General features: G+C 70.5%; 22 protein-coding genes. 8 read left to right on the forward strand and 14 right to left on the reverse strand.

The window, feature by feature from the left end; all coding sequences use genetic code 11:
• Positions 1 to 4 precede the first annotated feature (4 nt).
• Positions 5 to 2,521, forward strand: a complete 2,517-nt coding sequence (locus ACQP2O_RS39450) for a DNA gyrase/topoisomerase IV subunit A (RefSeq protein WP_433174286.1) — start codon at positions 5 to 7, stop codon at positions 2,519 to 2,521.
• Positions 2,522 to 2,605: 84 nt separating this feature from the next.
• Here ACQP2O_RS39450 and ACQP2O_RS39455 read toward each other — a convergent pair whose 3' ends face one another.
• From ACQP2O_RS39455 to ACQP2O_RS39505, 11 genes are all read right to left on the reverse strand, one after another.
• Entirely contained in the window at positions 2,606 to 4,018 is a 1,413-nt protein-coding gene (locus ACQP2O_RS39455) for an MFS transporter (RefSeq protein WP_433174287.1), read from the reverse strand.
• Between the two features lie 66 nt (positions 4,019 to 4,084).
• Positions 4,085 to 4,660 (reverse strand): TetR/AcrR family transcriptional regulator, encoded by a 576-nt coding sequence (locus tag ACQP2O_RS39460; RefSeq protein WP_433174288.1) that lies wholly within the window; start codon positions 4,658 to 4,660, stop codon positions 4,085 to 4,087.
• A 31-nt stretch (positions 4,661 to 4,691) separates the two neighbouring features.
• On the reverse strand, positions 4,692 to 5,246 hold the full coding sequence (locus ACQP2O_RS39465; protein ID WP_433174289.1) for a GNAT family N-acetyltransferase: 555 nt from the start codon (positions 5,244 to 5,246) through the stop codon (positions 4,692 to 4,694).
• Positions 5,247 to 5,502: 256 nt separating this feature from the next.
• The gene (locus ACQP2O_RS39470; protein ID WP_433174290.1) at positions 5,503 to 5,859 is read right to left on the reverse strand and encodes a hypothetical protein; all 357 of its coding nucleotides are present in this window, start codon (positions 5,857 to 5,859) and stop codon (positions 5,503 to 5,505) included.
• A 164-nt stretch (positions 5,860 to 6,023) separates the two neighbouring features.
• Complete coding sequence (locus tag ACQP2O_RS39475; protein ID WP_433174291.1) at positions 6,024 to 6,680, reverse strand: response regulator; 657 nt, start codon at positions 6,678 to 6,680, stop codon at positions 6,024 to 6,026.
• Complete coding sequence (locus ACQP2O_RS39480; protein ID WP_433174292.1) at positions 6,677 to 7,840, reverse strand: sensor histidine kinase; 1,164 nt, start codon at positions 7,838 to 7,840, stop codon at positions 6,677 to 6,679. The genes ACQP2O_RS39475 and ACQP2O_RS39480 overlap by 4 nt, the downstream gene beginning before the upstream one ends.
• Positions 7,837 to 8,313 (reverse strand): hypothetical protein, encoded by a 477-nt coding sequence (locus ACQP2O_RS39485; RefSeq protein ID WP_433174293.1) that lies wholly within the window; start codon positions 8,311 to 8,313, stop codon positions 7,837 to 7,839. The genes ACQP2O_RS39480 and ACQP2O_RS39485 overlap by 4 nt, the downstream gene beginning before the upstream one ends.
• A 244-nt stretch (positions 8,314 to 8,557) precedes the next feature.
• The gene (locus tag ACQP2O_RS39490) at positions 8,558 to 10,822 is read right to left on the reverse strand and encodes an MMPL family transporter (RefSeq protein WP_433174294.1); all 2,265 of its coding nucleotides are present in this window, start codon (positions 10,820 to 10,822) and stop codon (positions 8,558 to 8,560) included.
• A 118-nt stretch (positions 10,823 to 10,940) separates the two neighbouring features.
• Complete coding sequence (locus ACQP2O_RS39495) at positions 10,941 to 11,213, reverse strand: hypothetical protein (protein ID WP_433174295.1); 273 nt, start codon at positions 11,211 to 11,213, stop codon at positions 10,941 to 10,943.
• The gene (locus tag ACQP2O_RS39500) at positions 11,210 to 11,545 is read right to left on the reverse strand and encodes an ArsR/SmtB family transcription factor (protein ID WP_433174297.1); all 336 of its coding nucleotides are present in this window, start codon (positions 11,543 to 11,545) and stop codon (positions 11,210 to 11,212) included. The genes ACQP2O_RS39495 and ACQP2O_RS39500 overlap by 4 nt, the downstream gene beginning before the upstream one ends.
• 152 nt (positions 11,546 to 11,697) lie before the next feature.
• Complete coding sequence (locus ACQP2O_RS39505) at positions 11,698 to 13,791, reverse strand: DNA gyrase/topoisomerase IV subunit B (RefSeq protein WP_433174298.1); 2,094 nt, start codon at positions 13,789 to 13,791, stop codon at positions 11,698 to 11,700.
• 188 nt (positions 13,792 to 13,979) lie between these two features.
• On the opposite strand from ACQP2O_RS39505, the gene ACQP2O_RS39510 reads away from it, so the two are divergent.
• From ACQP2O_RS39510 to ACQP2O_RS39525, 4 genes are all read left to right on the forward strand, one after another.
• Entirely contained in the window at positions 13,980 to 14,882 is a 903-nt protein-coding gene (locus ACQP2O_RS39510) for an ABC transporter ATP-binding protein (protein WP_433174299.1), read from the forward strand.
• Positions 14,879 to 15,943, forward strand: a complete 1,065-nt coding sequence (locus tag ACQP2O_RS39515; RefSeq protein WP_433174300.1) for an ABC transporter permease — start codon at positions 14,879 to 14,881, stop codon at positions 15,941 to 15,943. The genes ACQP2O_RS39510 and ACQP2O_RS39515 overlap by 4 nt, the downstream gene beginning before the upstream one ends.
• Positions 15,944 to 16,075: 132 nt before the next feature.
• The gene (locus ACQP2O_RS39520) at positions 16,076 to 16,306 is read left to right on the forward strand and encodes a DUF7455 domain-containing protein (RefSeq protein ID WP_360882613.1); all 231 of its coding nucleotides are present in this window, start codon (positions 16,076 to 16,078) and stop codon (positions 16,304 to 16,306) included.
• A 103-nt stretch (positions 16,307 to 16,409) separates the two neighbouring features.
• Positions 16,410 to 17,135, forward strand: a complete 726-nt coding sequence (locus ACQP2O_RS39525; protein WP_433174302.1) for a YaaA family protein — start codon at positions 16,410 to 16,412, stop codon at positions 17,133 to 17,135.
• Positions 17,136 to 17,288: 153 nt separating this feature from the next.
• Here ACQP2O_RS39525 and ACQP2O_RS39530 read toward each other — a convergent pair whose 3' ends face one another.
• The 3 genes from ACQP2O_RS39530 to ACQP2O_RS39540 form a co-directional block, all read right to left on the reverse strand.
• The gene (locus tag ACQP2O_RS39530) at positions 17,289 to 18,869 is read right to left on the reverse strand and encodes an RNA polymerase sigma factor (protein WP_433174303.1); all 1,581 of its coding nucleotides are present in this window, start codon (positions 18,867 to 18,869) and stop codon (positions 17,289 to 17,291) included.
• A 258-nt stretch (positions 18,870 to 19,127) separates the two neighbouring features.
• Entirely contained in the window at positions 19,128 to 21,185 is a 2,058-nt protein-coding gene (locus ACQP2O_RS39535; RefSeq protein ID WP_433174304.1) for a SpoIIE family protein phosphatase, read from the reverse strand.
• Between the two features lie 397 nt (positions 21,186 to 21,582).
• Positions 21,583 to 22,155, reverse strand: coding sequence for an HhH-GPD-type base excision DNA repair protein (locus ACQP2O_RS39540; RefSeq protein ID WP_433174305.1), 573 nt, complete (start codon positions 22,153 to 22,155; stop codon positions 21,583 to 21,585).
• Positions 22,156 to 22,388: 233 nt separating this feature from the next.
• Between ACQP2O_RS39540 and ACQP2O_RS39545 the strand changes: the two genes are divergently transcribed.
• The 3 genes from ACQP2O_RS39545 to ACQP2O_RS39555 all read left to right on the forward strand — a co-directional run bounded on the left by ACQP2O_RS39545 (position 22,389) and on the right by ACQP2O_RS39555 (position 24,109).
• Complete coding sequence (locus tag ACQP2O_RS39545; RefSeq protein ID WP_433174306.1) at positions 22,389 to 23,075, forward strand: molybdopterin-dependent oxidoreductase; 687 nt, start codon at positions 22,389 to 22,391, stop codon at positions 23,073 to 23,075.
• On the forward strand, positions 23,072 to 23,776 hold the full coding sequence (locus ACQP2O_RS39550; protein WP_433174307.1) for a cytochrome b/b6 domain-containing protein: 705 nt from the start codon (positions 23,072 to 23,074) through the stop codon (positions 23,774 to 23,776). Before ACQP2O_RS39545 ends, ACQP2O_RS39550 begins: the two co-directional genes overlap by 4 nt.
• 81 nt (positions 23,777 to 23,857) lie before the next feature.
• Positions 23,858 to 24,109, forward strand: coding sequence for a hypothetical protein (locus ACQP2O_RS39555; protein ID WP_433174308.1), 252 nt, complete (start codon positions 23,858 to 23,860; stop codon positions 24,107 to 24,109).
• Positions 24,110 to 24,304 lie beyond the last annotated feature (195 nt).

Raw genomic sequence — 24,304 nt, forward strand, 5'->3', positions numbered from 1 at the left:
CTGCATGGCACGACGCGGTTCGCAGACCCCTCCCCCGCCGGACTTCGAAGAGAACATCGTCGACGTCGATGTCTCCGAGGAGATGCGGGGCAGCTACCTCGAGTACGCCTACTCGGTCATCTACCAGCGGGCGCTTCCCGACGCGCGCGACGGGCTCAAGCCCGTGCAGCGCCGCATTCTCTACTCGATGAACGAGATGGGCCTGCGGCCCGACCGCGGGCACGTCAAGTGCGCGCGCGTCGTCGGCGAGGTGATGGGCAAGCTGCACCCGCACGGCGACAGCGCCATCTACGACGCGCTCGTCCGGCTCGCCCAGCCGTGGGCGATGCGGATGCGCATGGTCGACGGGCACGGCAACTTCGGATCGCTCGGCGGCGACGACTCCCCCGCCGCGATGCGGTACACCGAGGCGCGGATGGCCCGCGAGGCCATGCTCATGGTGGAGAGCATCGACGAGGAGACCGTCGAGTTCCGGCCCAACTACGACGGGCAGGAGATGGAGCCGGAGGTCCTGCCCGCCGCGTTCCCCAACCTCCTCGTCAACGGCGCGTCGGGCATCGCGGTCGGCATGGCGACCAACATGGCGCCGCACAACCTCACCGAGGTGATCGCGGCCGCCCGCCACCTGATCGACAACCCCGAGGCGTCGCTCGAGGAGCTCATGCGGTTCGTGCCCGGACCGGACCTCCCCACCGGCGGCAAGATCGTCGGCCTGGAGGGCATCCGCGACGCGTACGAGAGCGGGCGCGGCACGTTCCGCACCCGCGCCACCGCGCACATCGAGCAGGTCACGCCCCGCCGCAAGGGCATCATCGTCACCGAGCTGCCGTACGCCGTCGGCCCGGAGCGCGTCGTCGCCAAGATCAAGGACATGGTCAACGCGAAGAAGCTGGCCGGCATCGCGGACCTGAAGGACCTCACCGACCGGCAGCAGGGCCTGCGCCTCGTCATCGAGATCAAGAACGGCTTCCACCCCGAGGCGGTGCTGGAGGAGCTCTACCGGCTCACGCCGATGGAGGAGACGTTCGGGATCAACAACGTCGCGCTGGTCGACGGCCAGCCGCGCACGCTGGGCCTGCGCGAGCTGCTCCAGGTGTACGTCGACCACCGCATCGAGGTCGTGCGCCGCCGCAGCATGTACCGCCGCACCAAGCGGGAGGACCGGCTGCACCTCGTCGACGGTCTCATGATCGCGCTGCTCAACATCGACGAGGTCATCCAGGTCATCCGGGCCAGCGACGACTCCGCCGCCGCCAAGTCGGGGCTGATGGAGACGTTCGAGCTGTCGGAGATCCAGGCGCAGTACATCCTCGACACGCCGCTGCGCCGCCTCACCAAGTACGACCGGCTCGAGCTGGAGAAGGAGAAGAAGCAGCTCACCAAGGAGATCGCGCAGCTCACCGCGATCCTCGAGTCGGAACGCAAGCTCCGCAAGGTCGTCTCCGACGAGCTCGCCGAGATCGCGAAGACGTTCGGCACCCCGCGGCGCACCGCGCTGCTGGAGTCCTCCGGCGAGACCAAGACCGCCGCGGTGCCGCTGGAGGTCCCCGACGACCCGTGCTTCGTGCTGCTGTCCTCCACCGGCCTGCTCGCCCGGACGTTGTCCCCCGAGCCGCTGCCCGCCGACGGCCCACGGGCGGCGCACGACGTGATCGTCTCGGCGGTCACCGCCACCGCGCGCGGCCAGATCGGCGCGGTCACCGACACCGGCCGCCTGATCCGGGTGGACGTCATCGACATTCCCGCCATACCGCCGACGGCGTCCCCGCCGTCCCTCGCCGGCGGCGCGCCGGTGAGCGAGTTCGTCGCCCTCGAGCAGAACGAGACGATCGTCGGGATCGCCTCGCTCGACACCGGCGGCTTCGCCCTCGGCACCGAGCAGGGCGTCGTGAAACGCGTCGCGCCCGACTACCCGAAGAACGCCGACGACTTCGAGGTCATCGGTCTCAAGGACGGCGACCGGGTCATCCGCGTGGTGCAGCTCGGCTCCGAGGACGACGACCTGGTCTTCATCACCAGCGACGCGCAGCTGCTGCGCTTCCCCGCCTCGTCCGTACGCCCGCAGGGCCGCGCGGCGGGCGGTATGGCCGGCATCCGTCTCGGCTCCGACGCCAAGGCCATCTGGTTCGGCGCCCTCGACGGCTCCCGTGAGTCCCTGGTCGTCACGATCGCGGGCAGTTCGACCGCGCTGCCCGGCACCCAGACCGGTGCGATCAAGGTCTCGGACTACGCCGAGTTCCCGGCGAAGGGCCGCGCCACCGGCGGTGTCCGGGCGCAACGGTTCCTCAAGGGCGAGGACACCCTGCTGTTCGCCTGGGCCGGCCCGGTCCCGGCGAAGGCCGCCGGGATGACCGGCAAGGCGACCGAGCTGCCCACCGAGCTGGGCCGCCGCGACGGATCCGGCGAAAGGCTGGCCGCGCCGATCGCCGCGATCGCCGGCCCTGTCACGCTCGGCCCCCCGGACGCCGCCGACCAGGCCGGAGACGCCGCCCCCGAGGCGGGAGAGCCTCCTCAGGAGTAGCCCCGAGACGGGCCGTCCGCACGGTGGGCGGCCCGTCCGTCTCGGGCGGCCTGTCACGGGTGCGCGTGCGCAGGCGAGGAGATGTCAGGAGGCCAGGGCTTCGGCCTTGTCGGTGTTCGGCCGGCGCTGCGCGACCACGGCTCTGGCCAGCCGTACCGTCAGCACCATCACGGTGAGCACGAGGGCGAGTGCGATCCATGCGGCCACCTCCGCGGCCGTCGCGTACCCATCACGGTCGCGGACCGCGAAATAGATCCCGCCGACGACGGCGATACCGGTCACGCCGGCGAACTGCTGGATGGTGGAGAGCGTGCCCGAGGCGACGCCCGCCTGCTCAGGGGTGATTCCGGTCATCGGCGCGCCGACCAGGGACGGCAGGATCAGGCCGTTGCCGACGCCCATCAGGCCCATCGCGGTGAGCAGCAGCGCGACGGCGACGCGGCCCCCTTCGGCCTGCAACCCGACCGCGAGCATCAGCACGCTCAGCCCGGTGATCGCCGCGCCCGCGGTCATGACCCGCAGACCGTACTTGACGATCAGACGCTTGCCCGCCAGCGACGTGACCATGGCCAGCACCGCCGTCGGGGTGAAGATGAGCCCTGCCCGGAGCGGGCTGTACCCGAAGCCGGTCTGAAGGGTGAGGCTGATCACGAAGATGTAGCCGGCGAAGAAGGCCATGAAGGCGGCGTTGATGGCCATGCCGATGGTGAAGACCTTGCGGTGGAACAGCGTCAGGTCGAGCAGCGGCTGACCACCGCGGGCGGCCAGGCGGCGCTCCCAGATCACGGCGGCCGAGAACGCGGGCACCGAGGACACGAGCAGCACCCAGGTCCACGCCGGCCAGCCTTCCCCCCGGCCGAGGACCAGAGGCACGAGGGCCAGCGCCAGCGAGCCGGAGACGCCCAGGGCGCCGATCCCGTCCAGCGCCGGGCGGCCGTTGGCGGCGGTGCGCGGCAGCAGGGCGGAGGCGAGGGCGAAGACGATCAGGCCGACCGGCAGGTTGATGAAGAAGATCACCCGCCAGCCGAGGCCGAAGACGTCGGCGCCGAGCAGCAGGCCGCCCAGCAGTTGGCCGCATACGCCGCTGAGTCCGCCGGTGACGCCGAACCACGCCAGCGCGCGTGGCCGCTGCTCCCCAGGGATGACGGTGGTGATCAGGGCGAGTACCTGCGGCACCATGGCGGCGGCCGTCAGTCCCTGCAGCATGCGGGCCAGCACGAGTTGGACCGGACTCTGCGCCAGTCCGCACAGCATGGAGGCCGCGGTGAAGGCCACCACGCCCGTCAGGAACATCCTCCGTCGGCCGAGCAGATCGCCGAGACGGCCGCCGAGGACGAGTCCGGTGGCATAGCTGAAGACGTAGCCGCCGACGACCAGTTCCAGTGCCGCCGCCCTGGCGCCGAGGTCCGACTGGATGGCGGGAAGGGCGACGTTGACCACGTTGCCGTCGAAGCCGTACATGAAGAAGGCCGCCAGGATGACGGGCAGCAGGAGCATGGAATCCTCCGTTATTGATGGATCAGTCAAAAACTAGGGCGCACGAAGACGCTCTCCCGCCCACGCTCAGGCGCGCAGGTCGGCGACCACCGCGTCGACGGTCTCGTGCAGCGACTGCGGGTCATAGCCGGCCTTGGCCTGCACGAGCAGGCCGTGGAAGGCGCTCATCACCTGGCGGGCGAGCAGGCGGGCCGGCCGGTCGGACCGGACCTCACCCTGGAACCTGCCGTCCTCGATCGCCTCCACCAGCGCGCCTTCGAGCTGGGTGAAGCACTGGCGGGCGAGCGCCGACAGCTCGGGTTCCGCACCGGCCAGTTCCGTGACGGTATTGACCGCGAGGCAGCCACGACGGTCGGCCACCGTCCGATCCACGCCACTGAGCATGAGCCACCGGATGCGCTCCAGCGGCGGCCGGTCCGCCTGGATCGCGTTCTGCCCGGCCGCGCCCTTGTCCTGGTAACGGCTCAGCGCCAGTTCGAACAGGTGCCGCTTGCTGCCGAAGGCGTTATAGAGGCTGCCCCGGAGCATCCCGGTCCCCTCGATCAGGTCATCGGTCGAGGTCGCGGTGTACCCCTTGGTCCAGAACGTCTCCATCGCCGCGTCGACGGCCGCGTCGGCGTCGAACTTCCTCGGACGTGCCATGCCGGCAGGCTGTCAGTTTTTGATAGATCTGTCAAAAACTGTCGTGGGGTCCGTCGCCGGTCCGGTGGACGAGGCGGCCGCCCAGCGGGCGCAGCATGCAGAGCCGCGGCCAGCGGTCCAGGCCGAGGGCGGCCTCTCGTCGGCGGATGGCCCGCAGGTCAGGGGTGAGCTCGGCGTCCGTCAGCGGCCGGAATCCGCACCGCAGGTAGTACGGGGCGTTCCACGGCACGTGTTCGAAGGTCGTCAGCGTGAGCGCCGACGCCCCTTCGTCCTCCGCCTGAGCGGCCACGTGATCGAGGAGCGACCGGCCCACCCGCCGGCGCGCGCTGTCCGGATGCACCGACACCTGCTCCACGTGCACCCCGGCGTCGATGCGCGCGGCGATGAGGTACGCGACCGGCCGATCGGCCGCGTCCACCGCCGCCCACGCCATCCCGGCCTGCCGGTAGCGGGCGAGCTCGCCGAGCGGAAGCGGGTCGTCCCCCGCGATCTCCGACATGTCGACGTCGCGGAACAACCGGCCGGCGGTCACCTCGATGTCCTGGAGGATCGGAAGATCACCGGTTTCCACCGCACGGATGCGCATCCGGCCATCCTCCCCGCCCCGCCGGCGACGGGCACCCGAATTTCGGTACGGGCCGGGGGTCGACGGCGGCCGGCGCGGACGAGTTCGTACGCCTCATCCCCGCGCAGGGCCCTCTGCTGACATCCCCGCGCAGACCCCCTACCGGCATCCCCGCGCAGACCCTCTACCGGCGCCCCTGCCGCTCACGCGGCGGGCGCCGGAACCGCGAGTGCCATGGCGAGGCGTTCGCGGGCCCGCCGGCCCGCGGCTCCGCCGGTCAGCGGCGCAGGGAGCGGCCGCCGTCCCGCTGTGCGGGGATCTTGGGAGGTTGGACGGTCTCGGCGATGGCGTCGAGCAGGTCCGCCGGTCCGCCGCAGGCCTCCTCGTAGTGCCAGAAGCGCACGATGCGCTCGGCGATGTCGTTCAGCCGGAACTCATCGCCCGAGAAGCACCCGGCCGCCGCGAGGCGGCTGATGACGGCGGCGTCGTCCGGGAGATCGACGGCGTACGCCGCGGCGTCGAGGAGGGCGACCGCGCTCCGCGCGTTGCGCCCGTCGTCGCGTGCGTCGGCTCGGTTGAGTCGCCACCAGGCGTGACGACGCAGACATTCAGCGATCATGCGGGACTTCCGCATGCGGCCTCCTTGGAAAGGCATTCACTCCGAACAATGGCGCACAGTAGTCGTCAAAAGACTCACTGTCACCGTCGATGTCGCGGAACCGCCGAGAACACACCGACCCCTTGCCTTTCGATGAGCCGCGATTGCCCCTCACGTCCGCCGCGGCCGCGAACGCCGGATCATCCGGGCGAGGCGAGGCCCTTGCGGTAGGCGTACGTCACGGCCTGCGCCCGGTCGCGCAGCCCCGCCTTCGCGAACAGGTTGTTGATGTGCGTCTTCACCGTCGCCTCGCTGATGTACAGCTCCTGGGCGATCTCCGCGTTCGACTTCCCTTCCGCGATCAGCATGAGGACCTCCGCCTCCCGCTGGGTCAGCCCGTCCGGCAGGTCACCCTTGCGGCGCCGCGGCGGCTGCCCGCCCGAGGCGAGCGCGTCGACGAGCCGCCGCTGGACGGACGGGTCCAGCTGGGCGTCTCCGTCGCGTACGGCCTCGATGGCCCGCGCGATCTCGTCCGCGCCGGCGTCCTTCGTCAGGTATCCGCGGGCGCCCGCCTGCAGCGCGGCGAACACGGACTCGTCGTCGCTGTAGGTCGTCAGCACGACGATCTGCACGGCCGGATGCGCCGCCTTGATCCGGCGGGTCGCCTCCACGCCGTCGACGCGCGGCATGCGCAGGTCCATGAGCACGACGTCCGGTACGTGCTCGGCGACCAGCCGCAGCGCCTCCTCACCGTCGGCCGCCGACCCGACGACCTCGATCCCGGGCAGCAGCCCGAGCAGCAGCACCAGGCCGTCGCGTACGACGGTCTGATCGTCGACCACGAGGACGCGCGTCATAGCGGCACTCTCAGCAGCACTCTGAACCCCTTCTCCTCCGGACCCGCCTCCAGCGCGCCGCCGATCAACTCCGCGCGCTCGCGCATCCCGACCAGACCGTAGCCGCCCCCGGTCGCGGCGAGCGGCCCGGGCCCGTTACCGCCCGTGTCCCGGACCTCCAGCTCGCACCGGTCGTCGAGGTAGCGCAGGTCGATCGCGACGTCCGCGCCCGGCGCGTGCTTACGGGCGTTGGTCAGCGCCTCCTGCGCCGTGCGGATGATCGCCAGGCCGGCCTTCGGTTCCAGCTCGCGGGGCTGCCCGGTGATCGTCACCTGGCAGCGGACCTCGGCGAGAGAGCGGTGCTCCTCGGCGAGCTCACGGAGCACTTCGTCGGTCGGCGGAATGTCCCCGCGCAAGGTGGCCAACGCCCGGCGCGTCTCCTCCAGTCCGCTGCGGGCCAGGCCGCGGGCGCGTTCGACCCGGTCGAGCGCCTCGTCCGTCCGGCCGTTCGCGATCAGCAACCGGGCCCCTTCCAGGTGCACGAGCTGGGCGGACAGGGAATGCGCCAGGATGTCGTGGATCTCCCGAGCGATGTGGGCCCGCTCGGCGAGCACGAGGTTCTCCTGTTCGGCCCGCCGCGTCGCCTCCCGGGCCTTGCTCGCCCGCACCCCGGCGAACATCCCGGCAAGACCGATGATCGCCCATAGGTCTCCCAGCCGGCCGTGCTGCAGTACGTACCCGACCCCGATCGCGAGGCCCGAGATGAAGAAGGTGGGCATCGAGCGGCGCACCGAGTAGTACTCCGCGGCGAACCCGGACAGCGCGAACAGCAGGGCGCTGGCGGGCCGGGCCGGCGCGCTCACGTAGAGCAGCGCGCCGACGACCGCGTCGGCGGCGAAGATCAGATGGCCGTACGGCCACCGGAACCGGTGGGAGAGGATCCCCAGGCCGAACCCGGACACCGCAAGGAGCAGTCCGGCGGTGTACGCGAGGTCCGTGCCGTGCAGTCCGAAGCCCGGCCGGCGCGGGCCGTGCAGCATCGCGTAGCCGAACCACCCGATGCCGAAGACGAGCGCGCCGATCCGGACCAGCATCCGCTCCCGGCCGCCCTTACCGTTGGCGGCGGCGCGCACCTCGTCGAGCGGGTGGCGCCGACCGCGGAGGAAGCCGGGGGTGGTCACGCGTCAACGCTAACCGGCACCGGGAGGGTACGGGCACGCCAGGCGAGTATGAGGTTCTGGGTGAGCATCCAGGCGGCCACGGACACCAGGATGTCACCCGTCCCGGCCTTGACCCCGGCGGTGTACCCGAAGGCCACGGCCCCGCCCCGTACGGCGATCGAGGCGAGGAAGACGCCGAAGGTCGCCCACGTGCCACGGCTCCAGACGGACCCGTCGCGCTCCCGCCAGACCCGCATCGTGGCACCGAGCCCACAGCCGAGCGCGAGCGCGGCCACGATCTCCCCCGCCAGCAGGACGGTGGCGAGCACCTGGTGGTGGGGATCGATGACATGGCCCTGGCCGAACCCGACGACGGCGAGGATGACGGGGAGGACGTACGGCCGCTCCGCGGCGACACGCCGCGGCGCGAACCGACGGTAGATCACGAGGACGACGACGGCGGCGATCAGCAGGCCGTTGAGCAGATCGTGCATGACATCGACGGTAGGAATCCGCCGCCCGTCGCGGATCGGAGCCGGGTTGGATTCCGGCCCCGTCCACCCGGGGGTGGAGAGCAGCACCCCGCCGGAGCCTCCCCTGGTGACCGGCGGACGAGGGCCCTGGCGGGCCCTCCACGGCGACCTGGGCCCTCCCGCCCCTGGGGTCGGCCGCCGCCCCGCCCTTCCTCCCGGGAGCCGACGGGCCCAGGCGTCCCGCCACACCCGCCGCCCCTGCCGTTCAGTGCACCGGAGCGGATCCCGGGAGCAGCCGTCGCAGCCCGCGCGGAAGGGTCCAGGACCGCCGGCCGAGCAGGGCGATGGCCGCGGGCAGGAGCACGCCACGGACGATCGTGGCGTCGATGACGATGGCCACCGCCATGCCGACGCCCATCATCTTGTACTCGATGGCGGTCAGGGTGACGAAGACGCTGAACACCGCGGTCATGATGACGGCGGCGCTGGTCACGACCCCCGCGCTGCCGGCGATGCCGCCGACCACCGCGTCCCGGGTGTCCGCTCCGGTGGCCCAGCGCTCGCGGATCCTGCTGAGGATGAAGATGTGGTAGTCCATGCTCAGCCCGAACAGGATCACGAACATGAACACGGGCAGCCAGCCGACCACCCCGCCGTACGAGCGGAAGCCGAGCAGCGAGCCCAGGTGCCCCTCCTGGAACACCCAGGTGAGCACCCCGTACGCCGCGCCGATCGACAGCAGGTTCAACGCGATCGAGATGACCGGGATCGCCAGGGAGCGGAACGCCACGACGAGCAGGACGAACGCCAGGACCAGCACGAAGGCGAACACGAGCGGCGTACGGGCCTCCAACTGCTCGGCGAAGTCGTGGGCGACGGCGGTCTTCCCGGCGACCGCGTAGTCGATGCCGTCCACTCGGCCGAGGGTCGCGGGCAGGATCCGGTCGCGCAGCGTCTCCAGGGCGTGGTTCGCCGCGTCGTTGTTCCGGAAGTCCGCCAGCGGCACCCGTACGACGACGACGTGGTCCACGGTCACCGCGGAGATGGGCTCGCCGAGTGCGCGGTCACCGGCGGCGACGCGCCCGCGCAGGTCGTCGATCGCGCGGTTCACCGCCGGCCCGTCCGCCGAGCCGCCGTTCTTCGCCCAGATCACCACCCGGGCCGGTGCGGGCGTGCCGGGGAACGCCTCCTGCATGCGGAGCGCCGCGTCCACCACCGGAACGCTGCGCGGCAGGCTGTCGGTGGTCGCCGCGTCCTGCAGCCGCATTCCGAACGCCGGCACCGCCAGCACGGCCAGGACCAGGGTCGCGGCCCCGCCCCACAGCAGCGGACGCCGTACGACCGCGCGAGCGACCAGTGACCAGACCCGGGACTCCGTTGCGGTGGTCCGGCGGCGGCCGAGCACCGGAACGCGGGCCTTGTCCACCCACCGACCGAGCAGGGCCAGGAGAGCGGGAAGGACCGTGACCGAGCCGACCATCGCCAGGCCGACCACGAGGACCGAGCCGGCCGTCAGCCCGCGGAAGTTGTCCAGTCCGGTGAACAGCAGCCCGCAGAGGCAGAGCATCACGGTCAGCCCGGAGACGACCACCACGCGGCCCGACGTACGCGCGGTGATCCGCAGCGCTTCGGCGATGCCGCGCCCGGCGGCACGCTCCTCGCGCTCGCGGCGCAGGTAGAACAGGGAGTAGTCGATGCCCACGGCCATGCCGATCAGCAGGACCATCGACGACGTCGCGCTGTTCACCGGAACCCAGTGGGCGATCACCTGCAGGAAGCCGAACGTGCCCACCACGGTGGTCACCGCCAGCAGCAACGGAATGCCCATCGCGATCAGCGACCCGAAGACCACGAGCAGGATGAGCACGGTGAGCGGCAACGACACGAACTCCGCGCTCTTGAAGTCGCCCTTGATCCCCTGATCCACGGCGAGCGACAGGCTGTGGTCCCCCGCCTGCGCCAGCCTGACCTGCGGATGCCGGGCTTGCACCGACTCCACGGCCCGTACGGCGGCGTCGTAGTGGGCGTCGAGGAGGTCGTCCGGACCCGCGACCTGGAACGTGACAAGCCCGGACCGGCCGTCCCGCGACACCAGCCGGTTCGCGTCCGCCGACGCGCCGTCGCCGCCCAGCGGGGAACGTACCTCGGTCACCGCACCCGGCGTCCGGCGCAGGGTCAGCACCAGATCGCGGGTGGCGTTCCGCAGCTCGGCGCCGTCGGCGAACCGCTCCCCCGCCGGCGTACGGGCCTGAATGAGGACGTTCTCCTCCATCGGCACGTACGAGCGCTGCGCGGACAGCGCCCGATCGGCACGGCCGGACTCTCCGGGGTCCGTGCTGTTCATCGTGTCTCCCGGCATCAGCGCGCTCGAGAGTACGGCGACGATGACGAGGGCGAACCAGCCGGTGATCGCCAGGAGGCGGTGCCGGATCGACCAGCCGGCGATCCGCTCGACCAGGGCACCCTGCCGAGGTGGACCGGTCGGGGCCGGCCCGGCAGGCGGGCGGGTCGATTTGCCAGTAGGCAGCATGAACTGCTGTCCTTTCCGAGAAGGAGCGTTCCTGTGAGAGCTCGCCCTCCGGGGCGAGGTGGTGCTTCTTCGTCACCTGGGCCGTCGAGTTGCAGCTCGGCGGCCCAGGGCAGGTCGGTCACTCGACGGTCTGCAGGATCCTTTCGAGTGACTCCATCCGGGACTGCATCTCCCCGACACGTCCGTTGAGCTCCGTCAGCAGCTGCTCGGTGCTCCGCTGGGCGGCGAGGGCCTCTTCGGCGATCCTGCGGTACTCCTGTTCCCGTACGACGAGGACCTTGGCCCGCCGGGTGGCGGCGAGCTGCCAGATGGTCACCGTGATCACGCAGGTGAACAGGGTGAACAGACCGAAGGCGCCGACGGCCTCCGCCAAGCCATGTCCGCCCATCATGGAGATCCCTTCGTTTCGTCGCCCGGCCCTTCGCCCGGCGTGCTCAAGGTTCGTTCCGCGGCTTCGAGAACCTCGGGCGTCAGCTCGATCGCGAACGCGTTGACCTCGTAGAACTTCATCGCCTTGCCGTCCTCCGACACCTCCGTCCGCGCCGAGACGAGGCCCGCCGCCTCCAGCTTCCGCAGGTGCACCTGGAGCAGCGGCCGGCTGATGCCCAACGTGCGAGCGAGCTCGCTCACGTACGCGCGCTCCCGCGCCAGTGCCGCGATCACGCGGATGCGGTGGGGATTGGACAGCGTCGCCAGTACGCGCACGAGCTCGTCGCCGTTCATCCGAGGCGGCTCATCACGATGGCGGACATGCAAAGAAATGTTAGCAGGTGCCGCATCTTCTTGGCATACAGCGGAACACGGACGTCCTCCCAGAAAAACGACGACGGCCTGCTCCCCCGACCGGGGTGAGCAGGCCGTCGTCGCGGCGCGTGTCAGATGTCGATGCGAGCCTCGTCGAGCTCGGTGGCACCGGCGGCGATGAACTGCCGGCGCGGGGCGACCTCCGACCCCATCAGCAGGCTGAAGATCTTCTCCGCCTCCTCGGCGTCCTCGATGCGGATGCGGCGCAGCATCCGGTACTGCGGATCCATCGTCGTCTCGGCGAGCTGGTCGGCGTCCATCTCACCCAGACCCTTGTAACGCTGGATCGGTTCCTTCCACCGGACGTTGCGGCGCTCCAGCTCGACGAGCTTCTTGCGCAGCTCCGCGTCGGAGTAGGTGTAGATGTGCTTGTCCTGCCCCTTCTTGGGCTTGACAAGCTCGATCCGGTGAAGCGGCGGAACGGCGGAGAAGACCCGACCGGACTCGAGCATCGGCCGCATGTAGCGGTGCAGGAGCGTGAGCAGCAGAGTCCGGATGTGAGCACCGTCGACGTCCGCGTCGGCCATCAGGATCACGCGGCCGTAGCGCGCGGAGTCGAGGTCGAAGGTGCGGCCGGAGCCGGCGCCGATGACCTGGATGATGGAGGCGCACTCGGCGTTCTTGAGCGTGTCGGCGACGGACGCCTTCTGCACGTTGAGGATCTTGCCGCGGATCGGCAGGAGCGCCTGGAACTCGGAGTTGCGCGCCAGCTTGGCGGTGCCGAGCGCCGAGTCGCCCTCGACGATGAACAGCTCGCTGCGGTCGTCGGTGGTGCGGCAGTCGACCAGCTTGGCGGGGAGCGCGGAGTTTTCCAGGGCGCTCTTGCGGCGTTGGTTCTCCCGCTGCGTGCGGGCGGCGATGCGCGCCTTGGACGCGGCGACGACCTTTTCCAGGACGGCCCGCATCTGCTGCTTCTGGCCGCGCTTGGGGCTCTCGAACGCCTCCTTCAGCTCCCGGCCGACGACCTGGGAGACGATGCGGGTGGCGGCCGAGGTGCCGAGGACCTCCTTGGTCTGGCCCTCGAACTGCGGCTCCGGCAGGCGCACGGTGACGACGGCGGTGAGGCCCTCGAGGATGTCGTCCTTGACGACGGGGTCGTCGCTGTTCTTCAGCAGCTTGGTGGCGCGGAGCTGGTCGTTGATCACCTTGAGCAGCGCGCGGTCGAAGCCGGTGACGTGGGTGCCGTGCTTGGGCGTGGCGATCACGTTGACGAACGACCGGGTGATCGTGTCGTAGCCGGTGCCCCACCGCAGGGCGACGTCGACGTCGATGTCGCGCTCGACGTCGGTCGGGGTGAGGTGGCCCTGCTCGTCGAGGACGGGCACGGTCTCGGTGAAGTGCCCCCGGCCCTGGATGCGCAGGACGTCGCAGACCGGCGGGTCGCTCGCCAGGTGGTCGCAGAACTCGCTGATCCCGCCGTCGAACCGGAACTCGTGCTCGACCGGCTCCTCGCCCCGCTCGTCGCGGACGGCGATGGTGAGGCCCGGCACGAGGAAGGCCGTCTGCCGCATGCGGTCGACGACGGTCTCGCCGGCGATCGCGGCGTCCTTGAGGAAGATCTGACGGTCGGGCCAGAAGCGCACGCGGTTGCCGGTGATGCCCCTGGCCACGCGCTTGGTCTGATGCAGCCCCCGCTGCTTCGCCGGCTTCTTGGTGAACTTGGCGGTGGGCCCGTCGCCGGCGAAGTCGCCGGGAAGGCCGCGCTTGAAGCTCATCGCGTGCGTGTGGCCGTCGCGGTCGACCTCGACGTCGAGCCGGGCGGACAGGGCGTTGACCACCGAGGCGCCGACACCGTGCAGACCGCCCGACGCGGTGTAGGAGATGCCGCCGAACTTGCCGCCCGCGTGCAGCCGGGTCATGACCAGCTCGACGCCCGTCAGGCCGGTCTTCGGCTCGACGTCGACCGGGATGCCGCGGCCGTCGTCACAGACCTCCATCGAACCGTCGGCGTACAGGACGACGTCGATGCGGGAACAGTGACCGCCCAGTGCCTCATCGACGGAGTTATCGATGATCTCCCACAGGCAGTGCATGAGGCCACGGCTGTCGGTGGACCCGATGTACATCCCGGGCCGTTTGCGGACGGCCTCGAGCCCTTCGAGCACCGACAGGTGCCGCGCGGTGTATCCGTGCGGGTCCTCAGTCGTGATGGTGGCGGCGGTCAACGGCTCTGCTCCTCGGGGGTTGGGCGTGCGGGCAGCAGGGTACCCGTCGGCACCGACACTACGCGGATCGGCGCGCCGTCCGGGTATGTCCTCCATCCCCGGGCGGAGGCGACCACGCGGCGGTCGATATGCCGTAACTCCATCTAAAGGAGGGTGTTCGGCAAACAACCCGTCTCTATGGTTCAGCCATGCCCAACACGATTGTCGCCAAAGATCTGCGGAAGCGCTACGGCGACGTACGAGCGGTCGACGGAGTGACGCTGACGGTCGAGGAGGGGGAGTTCTTCGGAATCCTCGGGCCGAACGGCGCGGGGAAGACGACGACTCTCGAGATCATCGAGGGGTTGCGCCAGGCGGACGGCGGTGAGGTCACCGTCCTCGGCCGGTCCCCGTGGCCGCGCGACCCCGAGCTGCTGCCGAGGATCGGCGTCCAGCTCCAGGCATCCTCCTTCTTCGAGCGGCTCACCGCGCGGGAGCAGCTGCGCACCTTCGGGTCGCTGTACGGCGTGGCGGACAGCAAGGCCGACGCGATGCTGGAGACGGTCGGCCTGACGGAGAAGGCCGACACCCCGGTGGAGAAGCTGTCCGGCGGCCAGGCGCAGCGCCTGTCGATCGCCTGCGCGCTGGTGCACGAGCCGGAGCTGGTGTTCCTCGACGAACCGACGGCCGCGCTGGACCCCCAGGCGCGCCGCAACCTGTGGGACGTCCTGCGCGCCATCAACACCGAGGGCCGCACGATCGTGCTCACGACGCACTACATGGACGAGGCCGAGACCCTGTGCGACCGGGTGGCGATCATCGATCGGGGGCGGATCCTGCAGAGCGGTCCGCCCGCCGCGCTGGTCCGCGACCTGGACGCCGCGACCCGGATCGGCGTGGTGAGCGGCGTGCTGAGCGTGGCGGAGGCCCGTGCGCTGCCGGGCGTGGACGACGTGACCGACGACGGGGTCTCGCTCGTCATCGCCACCCGCGATCCCTCCTCCGTCGTGGCGGCGCTGGCCACCCGTGGCGCGCTGGACGGCGTCCAGATCAAGGGCGCCACCCTCGAAGACGTCTTCCTCAACCTGACCGGGCGGGAGTACCGAGCGTGAGCAGTTTCCAGAGCCTGGCGCGTGCGATGTTCCTCGGCTTCCGCCGGGACCGGGGGGCGCTGTTCTTCACGGTCGCGCTGCCGTTGCTGTTCCTGGTGATCATCGGTGGGGTGTTCGCCCGGCAGTCGACCCCGAAGTCGAAGGTGCTCGAGATCGGCTCGGTGGCGATCGTCGACCAGATGCCGGCGGACATGCGGGCGGGGGTGGACAAGTCGCTGAAGTTCACGAAGATCTCCGACCGGAACGCCGCCCTGGAGAAGGTCCGCAAGGGCGACTATGAGGCGGCGATCGAGCAGAGCGGCGATCGGGTCGTGCTGCACTTCTCGGCGGCCGACCAGGTCAAGTCCGGGACCGCGGAGGGCCAGATCGAGGGCCTGGTGCAGGCGGCCAACCAGGCGGCGTCCGGGCGTCCGCCGAAGTACAGCCTGGTGGGGCAGCAGGTCGAGGACAAGTCGTTGAAGGCGATCCAGTACATCACCCCGGGCCTGCTCGGGTGGGCGCTCGCCTCGGCCGGCATGTTCGGCGCGTCCACCACACTCGTGACATGGCGGACGAAGGGCCTGCTTCGCCGCCTGCGCCTGTCGCCGGTGCCCATCCGGAGCGTGTTCGCCGCGCGGGTCGTGGTCAGCCTCGGGGTCGCCATGGTGCAGACCGCGTTGTTCATCGGCGTGGCGAGCTCGCCGTTCTTCGGGCTCAAGCTCGCGCACTTCTGGTGGATGTCGATCCCGATGGTGTTGTGCGGGGTATTGGCGTTCCTCGCGATCGGCATGCTGATCGGAGCCTGGGCAAAGACGCAGGAGGCCGCACAGGGGGTCACACAGATCGTCGTGCTGCCGATGGCCTTCCTCGGCGGATCGTTCTTCAACATCGACGACGCGCCACGCTGGCTGCGGATCGTGTCGGAGATCTTCCCGTTGCGCCACCTCAACAACGGGATGCTCAAGGTCCTGGTACGTGGGGAGGGACCGGCGTCGGTCCTGCCGGAGATGGGCATCCTGCTGGGCTTCGCGGTCGTGGCCACGGTGATCGCGGTCCGGGTATTCCGCTGGGAACAAATCTGACAATCCACGCCACGGTGACCTTTGTCACCTCAGGGCCTATTCCGCTCTCGGCGTACACAGAACCCGCATGGGAACGCTCGCGTCAGGTTAGATGTTGTCCTAAGCGACCGACCCCGAGACGAGGAAGGCGACGTGACTGGAGCTCTTGCCCCAACAAAGCCGTTGACGGCCGTGGACCGCTGCGACCGCTGCGGTGCTCAGGCCTACGTCCGCGCGGTCCTCGCGGGCGGCGGAGAGTTGCTGTTCTGTGCGCACCACGGCCGTAAGTACGGCGAGACGCTTCGTGCGAAGGGCGCTGAGATTCACGACGAAACCGACCGGCTGCTTGAGACCCCTGCATCCCCCACGGAGGACGAACGGTAGGCCAGGCCAGCCGACCCGATAACCCATGACGGCGGCCACCCAGCCAGGGTGGCCGCCGTCTCGCGTGCTGGGGCGTGTCCGGTGCCCTGATGAAGGAGGGACGATGCTGATCCTGTTGCCGCCCTCGGAGGGCAAGGCCGCCGAGGGGGACGGGCCGCCGCTCGACATGACGGCACTGAGCCTTCCCGGCCTGACCGCCGCCCGGGAACGGGTGCTCGGCGCGCTGGAGGCCCTGTGCGCGGGCCCGGAGGAGGAGGCACGGCGCGTGCTGGGCCTGTCCCCGGGACAGGCCGCCGACGCCATCGGGCGGAACCACCGGCTGCGCACCGCGCCCACGCTGCCGGCGTGGCGCCTCTACACCGGCGTGCTCTACGACAACCTGGCCCTGCCCACGCTGGACCCGGAGCGCACCGCACGCTCGGTCCTGATCTTCTCGGCGCTGTGGGGCGCGCTGCGGCCCGCCGACCGCGTCCCCCCGTACCGGCTGTCCATGGGCGTGAAACTGCCGCCTCTGGGCCCTCTGGCGGCCGTGTGGCGTCCCGTCCTCACCGAGACCCTGCCCGCGGGCGGCCTGCTGGTGGACATGCGCTCGGCGCCGTACGCCGCCGCGTGGAAGGCGCCGGTGGTCCGGGTCCGCGTCTTCCGCGAGCAGGACGGCCGGCGGACGGTCGTCAGCCACATGGCGAAGGCGACCCGCGGCGCGCTGGCCCGCGCCCTGCTGGCGAACGGCGCCGACCCGGCCGGCCCGGAGGAACTCCTGAAGACCGTGCTGGACCTCGGCTACACCGCCGAGCTGACCGGCACGGACCTCGACGTGATCACCGGCTGACCGGTACGGAGGCGGTCCGACGAGGGGCCCGGCGGACGCGCCCCGGAAGACTCGGGCGGCCGTCGGCGAAAATGCCCGGACGCGGGTACGCGATGGGCCCGGACCGGCGACGCCGGGCCGAGCCCATCGTTATCGAACCGTTAGGCGGGATCCTCAGTCGAGGTAGTCCCGCAGCACCTGCGACCGGGACGGGTGGCGCAGCTTCGACATGGTCTTCGACTCGATCTGGCGGATCCGCTCGCGGGTGACGCCGTAGACCTTCCCGATCTCGTCGAGGGTCTTCGGCTGCCCGTCCGTCAGGCCGAACCGCATCGAGACCACGCCGGCCTCCCGCTCGCTCAGCGTGTCGAGCACCGAGTGCAGCTGCTCCTGCAGAAGCGTGAAGCTGACCGCGTCCGCAGGGACGATCGCCTCGGAGTCCTCGATCAGGTCACCGAACTCGCTGTCGCCGTCCTCGCCGAGCGGGGTGTGCAGGGAGATCGGCTCTCGGCCGTACTTCTGGACCTCGACGACCTTCTCGGGCGTCATGTCCAGCTCCTTGGCCAGCTCCTCCGGGGTCGGCTCGCGGCCGAGGTCCTGGAGCATCTGGCGCTGCACGCGGGCCAGCTTGTTGATGACCTCCACCATGTGGACCGGGATGCGGATCGTGCGCGCCTGGTCGGCCATGGCGCGGGTGATCGCCTGCCGGATCCACCACGTGGCGTAGGTCGAGAACTTGTAACCCTTGGTGTAGTCGAACTTCTCCACCGCGCGGATCAGGCCGAGGTTGCCCTCCTGGATGAGGTCCAGGAAGAGCATCCCGCGCCCGGTGTAGCGCTTGGCGAGGGAGACGACGAGCCGAAGGTTGGCCTCGAGCAGGTGGTTCTTGGCCCGGCGGCCGTCCTCGGCGATCCACTCGAGGTCCTCGCGGACCTGGAACTCGAGCGTGCCGCCCTCGAGGGCGAGCTTCTCCTCGGCGAACAGGCCGGCCTCGATGCGCTTGGCGAGCTCGACCTCCTGCTCGGCGTTGAGCAGCGGGACCTTACCGATCTGCTTGAGGTAGTCCTTCACCGGGTCGGCGGTGGCACCGGCCGCGGCGATCTGCTGCGCGGGGGCGTCCTCGTCGTCGTCGCCGATGACGAAGGAGTCGTCCTCCCCCGTGGGCTTCTTGTTGTTGTCCGCCGGGGCCGCGGGCGCCTCTTCGACCTCCGCCTCGGTGTCGGTGGCGGCGTCGGACTCGGCGTCGTCCCCCGTCTCCAGGTCGGCGGCCTCTTCGACGTCCTCGAGCTCCGTGAGGTCCGCCTCGTCGAGGTCGGTGACCTCGAGATCGGCTTCGTTGACCTCGTCGGAGTCCTCGGGCTTCTCGGTCGCCTTCTTGGCGACCGGCGGCTCGGCGGTCTTCTTCTTGGGCGCTGCCTTCTTGGGCTTGACCGCGGTCTTCTTGGCGCGGGCCGGCCGCACCGGCGCGTCGACTTCGTCGTCGACGACGGCGGTGACCGTGTCCCGTTCTTTGGCCGCGGCGGCGGCGGTGGTCGTCTTGGGCTTCTTGGTCGCGGGCGTCGCGCGCTTGCTGCTGCTGTTGCGCGCGCGCTTAGGCGCCGCGGAGTCGGCAGCGCTCACCATGACGGTCACACCCTCCTTGCTGAGACTCCGCAAGATGCTCGAGGCCTTCGACACGGGAATGTCGGCCTCCTCGAACGCACGGCGTACGTCATCGGCCTCGAGGTAGCCCTGGGAACGCCCACGCTCGATCAATTGCCTGACAACGTGCTCGTGCAGCTCGGACGGCTTGGAGGTCGAACTCGCAGGCGACACAAACACCTCTCGAACGAAACGTGTGGCTATGTTTACCCAGTGCTCTGTCGGGCGCCGGCCCTGCAGGCTCTATGCGCTGAGCAGCGTACCCCTGCCTCACCTTCGGTTTAGCAGTCTGGCACGCCCGCCTATTCCGCGCGGTGGAGTCCTGCCCGGTGACACCCACCTTAGAGGGCACTGGGCGGTCCTTCGTACGTGCTACGCCGTCTTCGGCGGAACATGTAGGGCAAGTACTGTCACGTCATCATCATGGTCGTACCCGGCCAGCATCCGGTCGACCAAGAAGTCAACGAGTATCTCAGGATCTGCAAGCACCTCCGATGGGGCAGCGGCGGCGATCGAGACGATCTCGTCGAGACCGGCATCGAGCCCCCGTCTACGGTTCTCCACCAGTCCATCGGAGTAGAAGACCACAGTGTTGCCGGGTGGGACCGAAAAAATTGTCTCTTCTCGCTCGGAGGGCCACCCGAGAGGGGTGCCGGCCTCCGCGTCACTGACCCTCGGCGGGGCGTCCGGGAAGATCCGCAGCGGCGGAAGATGACCTGCGTTGCTGATCATTCCTTCGCCGGTCGCGGGGTCGATGACGGCGTACGCCAGGGTGGTGATCTGCTCCCATCCCTCGGTGGCGGCGAACAGCCGGTCGAGGCCGGTGATCACCGCGGCCGGGCGCGGGTCGTTCAGCGCGAGCGCGCGCAGTGCGTTGCGCACCCGGCCCATCCCCGCGGCGGCCTTGACGCCCTTGCCCATGACGTCGCCGATCGCGATCGCCACCCGGCCGTCCTGCAGCGGGAAGGCGTCGTACCAGTCGCCGCCGACCTGAACGTGCCGCGTCGCCGGGTGGTAGCGGGCCGCCAGGCGCATCGCCGGCAGCTGCGGCAGACGGTCCGGCAGCAGGCTGCGCTGCAACGCCTCGGCGGTCTTGTGCTCCCGCTCGAACAGCGTCGCCCGCTCGACCGCGAGCGCGCACTGACCGGCCAGGGCCTCGAGGAAGACCCGCTCCTCCTCGGTGATCTCCCGGGGCCGGGTGAAGGAGAACCGCAGCGCGCCGAGCGCGCGGCCGGCGGCCAGCAACGGCAGGCCGACCCACGCGCGCTCGTCCGTGCGCCGGACGAAGTCGGCGATCTCGTCACCCTTGAGCTGCAGCCGCAGGCTCACCGGGTTCTCCGCGAGGAAGGGGCGCCGCTCGCGCACCGCGATCGACATGACGCTGGCGCCGTCGATGCCGATCTCCTCCCGGGCGGGGCCCGGGAGCTCCGGGATGCCACCCGGAGTGATCATGCGCAGGCGGAGCTTGTCGTCCTCCAGGAGGGCGACGGCCGACCGGTCGGCGCCGATCGCGGACCGGCCGACCTCGGTGATCACCGAGACGACCTGGTTGACGGTCAGCGCCTCGGCCAGCATGGACGTCGCCTGCTGGAGCCGCGCGGTGCGCAGCGCGGCGGCCGACAGCTGCTCGGTGAGCCGGCCGCGCATCTCCTCGGCCTCGCGCTTGCCGGTGACGTCGGTGTTGGCGCCGACCCACTCGACGATCTCGCCGTCGCGCCGTATCGGCACCGCGCGCACGTCGTAGTTGCGGTAGCCGCCCGCGCGGGTGCGGATGCGGTAGGTCGCCTCGAAGATCCGGTCGTTCGTGACGCAGGCCCGCCAGGTCTCCTCGACGCGTTGCCGGTCCTCCGTGTGCACGGCGCCCAGCCAGCCCTCGGTGGCGTACTCCTCGTGCGTCTGGCCGGTGATCGCCCGCCACTCGGGCGCGTCGTCGACCACCTCGCCGGACGGCGTGGTCACCCACACCACCTGGGAGCTGGCCTCGACGAGGGAGCGGTAGCGCTCCTCCTTGCGGCGGATCGACCGCTCCGCCAGGACACGGTCGGTGACGTCGACGGCGACCATGACGACCCCGGACACCTCGCCCTCGGCGCTGTGGGCGGGGAACCAGGAGTGGGCCCAGTGCCGGTCACCGAGCGGCAGGTCGACGTCGAGGACCGGGCGGTCCTCGTCGAGGGCCTTGCGGGCGGAGGCCTCGATGAGGCCCCCGATCTCCCCGGAGATGACCTCGGCGGGCCGGTTGCCCTCCAGGTCGGCGACGCTGACGCCGTGCATGCGCGCCAGCATCTCGTTGGCGCGCTTGAAGCGCAGGTCGTTGTCGAAGAGCGCGAACCCGATCGGAGCCTCCCGAAGCAACGTGGCGAACAGCGCCGAGTCCGACGCGTCGAGACCGGAGATCCGTGGGTGCGGCACAGACGTATCGGTGCTCACCGTCGACACCTCCGTCGCGCGCTCGGACCTACTGCGAGGCATTTCCGCATCACTATGGGTGAATGGGAGCAGGCTAGCGCTCCCGCCTCCATCACAACACCGCTCGGAGTCAGGTTTTCATCATGTCGATGCTTCGGCGCCGACGGAAGCCCCGTGCGGCATCGTTATTCCGGCGACCGCGCCAGGCGCGCCCTCCGGTCACCCTCCGGTCACTCGGTGCGAGACCGCGTGTCCGGCGGGAAGCATGATGATAGGGGCCGATCGTCACCGGGCGGGCGACATCCCCGATCTCGGCGAGTCCCGTGTCGTCCCGGGGGCGCGATGATCAGTCCGCCGGGGGCGGTTCTGGCAGCTGTCGACTTCGCGGCACATTTCCCGGTTTGACAAGCTTTGTAAATCAGCTTCGGGCCTTGGCCGCGGCCTTCATCTCCTGTTTGAAAGCGCGGACCCGGCCCAGCGACTCCTCGTCGACGATGTCCGCGACCGAGCGGTGGGAACCCTCGTCGCCGTAGTGGCCGGCGGCCTCGCGCCAGCCCTCCGGCCGCACGCCGAAGCGCTTGCCGAGCAGCGCCAGGAAGATCCGGGCCTTCTGGTCGCCGAAGCCCGGCAGCGCGCCGATCCGGTTCAGGAGCTCCCGGCCGGTCGCCGCCTCCGTCCAGATGCGCTCGGCCGCCCCGTCGTACTCCTCCAGCACGGACCGGCTGAGAGCCTGCACACGGGCCGCCATCGCCTTGGGGTACCTGTGCAAGGCGGGCCGCTCGCTGAAGACCGCCACGAGCGCGTCAGGGGCGTACCGGGCCAGTTCCTCGGCGTCGGGGTCGTGCCCGAGGCGCCGCGCCAGCTCGTACGGGGCCGCGAAGGCGCGCTCGAGCGGCACCTGCTGGTCGAGCAGCATCGCGATCAGCAGCGCCAGCGGGCTGCGGTTCAGCAGCGCGTTGGCCTCGGAATCGATCGGCAGCGAGATCGTCATGGCGTCCTCCGGGAGCGTCCGGCCTAGGGCCTGTCTCAAAGCCCCGCCGTCCTGCTGCGCGGCGCTCGCTACGGACTGCGGCTTTGAGACAGGCCCATCCTGCACCGTCCGGGCCCCGGCGGTCACACCGGGTCACCGAAGAGGTGCGTACGACCCTGGAGAGATGTGACGGTTCGCTGACGTATCGTCCGCCGCCGTTCCGAAGGCGGCCTCCGCGGTGCTCGAATAGAGACATGACCAGCGATGGAACCCCTGTCGGACGGCGCGTCGTCCTCGGCATGGTCGGCCTCGGGGCCGTGGGCGTCGTCGTGGGCGCGCGCGTCCAGAGCGGCGTCAACCGCGCGGTCGGCCCGGTCGGCTCGCGGGTCTCGGGCCTGATCCCGGCGGCCGGCGGCTTCCGCTTCTACTCCGTGGTCGACTCCGTCAAGCGCGTCGAGCCGGCGGACTACCGCCTCACCGTCGGCGGGCTGGTCGATCACCCGCGTGCGTTCAGCCTCGCCGATCTGGCGGCGCTGCCGCAGACGCGGATGACCGACGACTTCCACTGCGTCACCGGATGGACGGTGCCGGACGTCGCGTGGGCGGGAGTGGCCCTGCCAGATCTCCTGAACGCCGTCGGCGTACGGCCGGGGGCCAAGGGCGTCCGGTTCACCTCGTTCGACGGCGCGTACACCGAGGCGCTCACCCTCGAGCAGGCGCGCCGGCGCGACGTGATCGTCGCCACGAGCATGCTGGGCGGCCCGGTGAGCCACGAGCACGGCGGCCCGGTGCGGATGTACGTCGCGCCGATGTACGGCTACAAGTCGACCAAGTGGCTCGGCGGGATCGACCTGGTGGACCGGGTCAAGCCGGGCTACTGGGAGGTCCGCGGCTACGACGTGGACGCGTGGATCGGCCGCTCGAACGGATACACGTCATGATCCGGTTCACCCGCGCCGTACGGAGCGTGCACCACGTGACGGCCGTCCTCATGCTCGTCTGCCTCGCCACGGCGGCGGTGCTGTACGTCCCGGCGCTGGCCGAGACGGTCGGGCGGCGCCACCTGTTCCGGATGATCCACATCGTCGCCGGGTTCGGGCTGCCCGTTCCCGCGCTGCTCGGCTGGGCGTCGCGCGCCTTCCGCGACGACCTGCGGCGGCTCAACCGGTTCTCCCCGGCCGACTGGGGGTGGCTGCGGGGCCGGGACCGGCGGGCGACCGTACGCGGCCGCGGGATCCACCCGGTGGGCAAGTTCAACGCGGGTCAGAAGCTCAACGCGGCGTTCGTCGCCGGCGCGATCCTCGTCATGCTGGGCACCGGGACGATCCTGACGTTCCCCCACCCGTGGCCGGACGTCTACCGCACCGGGGCGACCTTCGTCCACGACTGGCTGACCCTGGCGATCTTCGTGGTGTTCCTCGGCCACCTCTGGTACGCCCTGCGGGACCCGGGCGCGCTGTCCGGAATGTTCCTCGGGCACGTCACGCCGGAATGGGCTGCCCGGCACCACCCCGCCTGGCTTGACGAAAAAGTGGACTCTCGTCCCGTTTCGACCAGGAATTTCGGTGGCCCCGGTGAGCCCCCCGACCCCAGCGGGAACACTGAGGAAGGCAAGGGCGACCTGTCCCCCCGGAGGTCTTGACACTGCTTCGGGGGAGGATCGAGATTGGGCGCTGAGCGGGACGCAGGTGGACTGAAATCGTCTGAGGCGAGAGGGGTCGGCATGACCTCCACGCAGCTGGTCTTGCAGGTCGACGTACGGGATCCGGTGGTGGGACGGCTCTGCCGGGACTTCCCCACCCTCTCCCGCGACGCGGTGGAGCGCTGCGTCTGCGACCTCCGGCTGCGGGCCCGACATCTCGGCGTCGACCTGACGCCGACGCTCGTCGAGGTGGTCGCACGCGAGCACCTGATGTCGATGATCAAGTCCGAACCACCCTCGGGACGCCGACCCGAACGCCCCTCGGGCGAGTAGGGTGAGTGGCCGGACACTGGACCACTAATCCCTCGCGTACCCGTCACGGGCGCGCATCGGGACGTACTCCGAAAAGGTAGAACGTGAGCGACCTGCGCGAGGTGGGCCCGAGCGCCCCCGCGGACGCCGCTCCCCGGGCGTGTCCCGCGTATTCGGCAGTCAGGCGACGTCGATCGACGCGCGAGTCGCTCGGCG

Origin of the sequence: Actinoallomurus sp. CA-150999, assembly GCF_050942425.1 — a bacterium.
Lineage (GTDB): Bacteria > Actinomycetota > Actinomycetes > Streptosporangiales > Streptosporangiaceae > Actinoallomurus.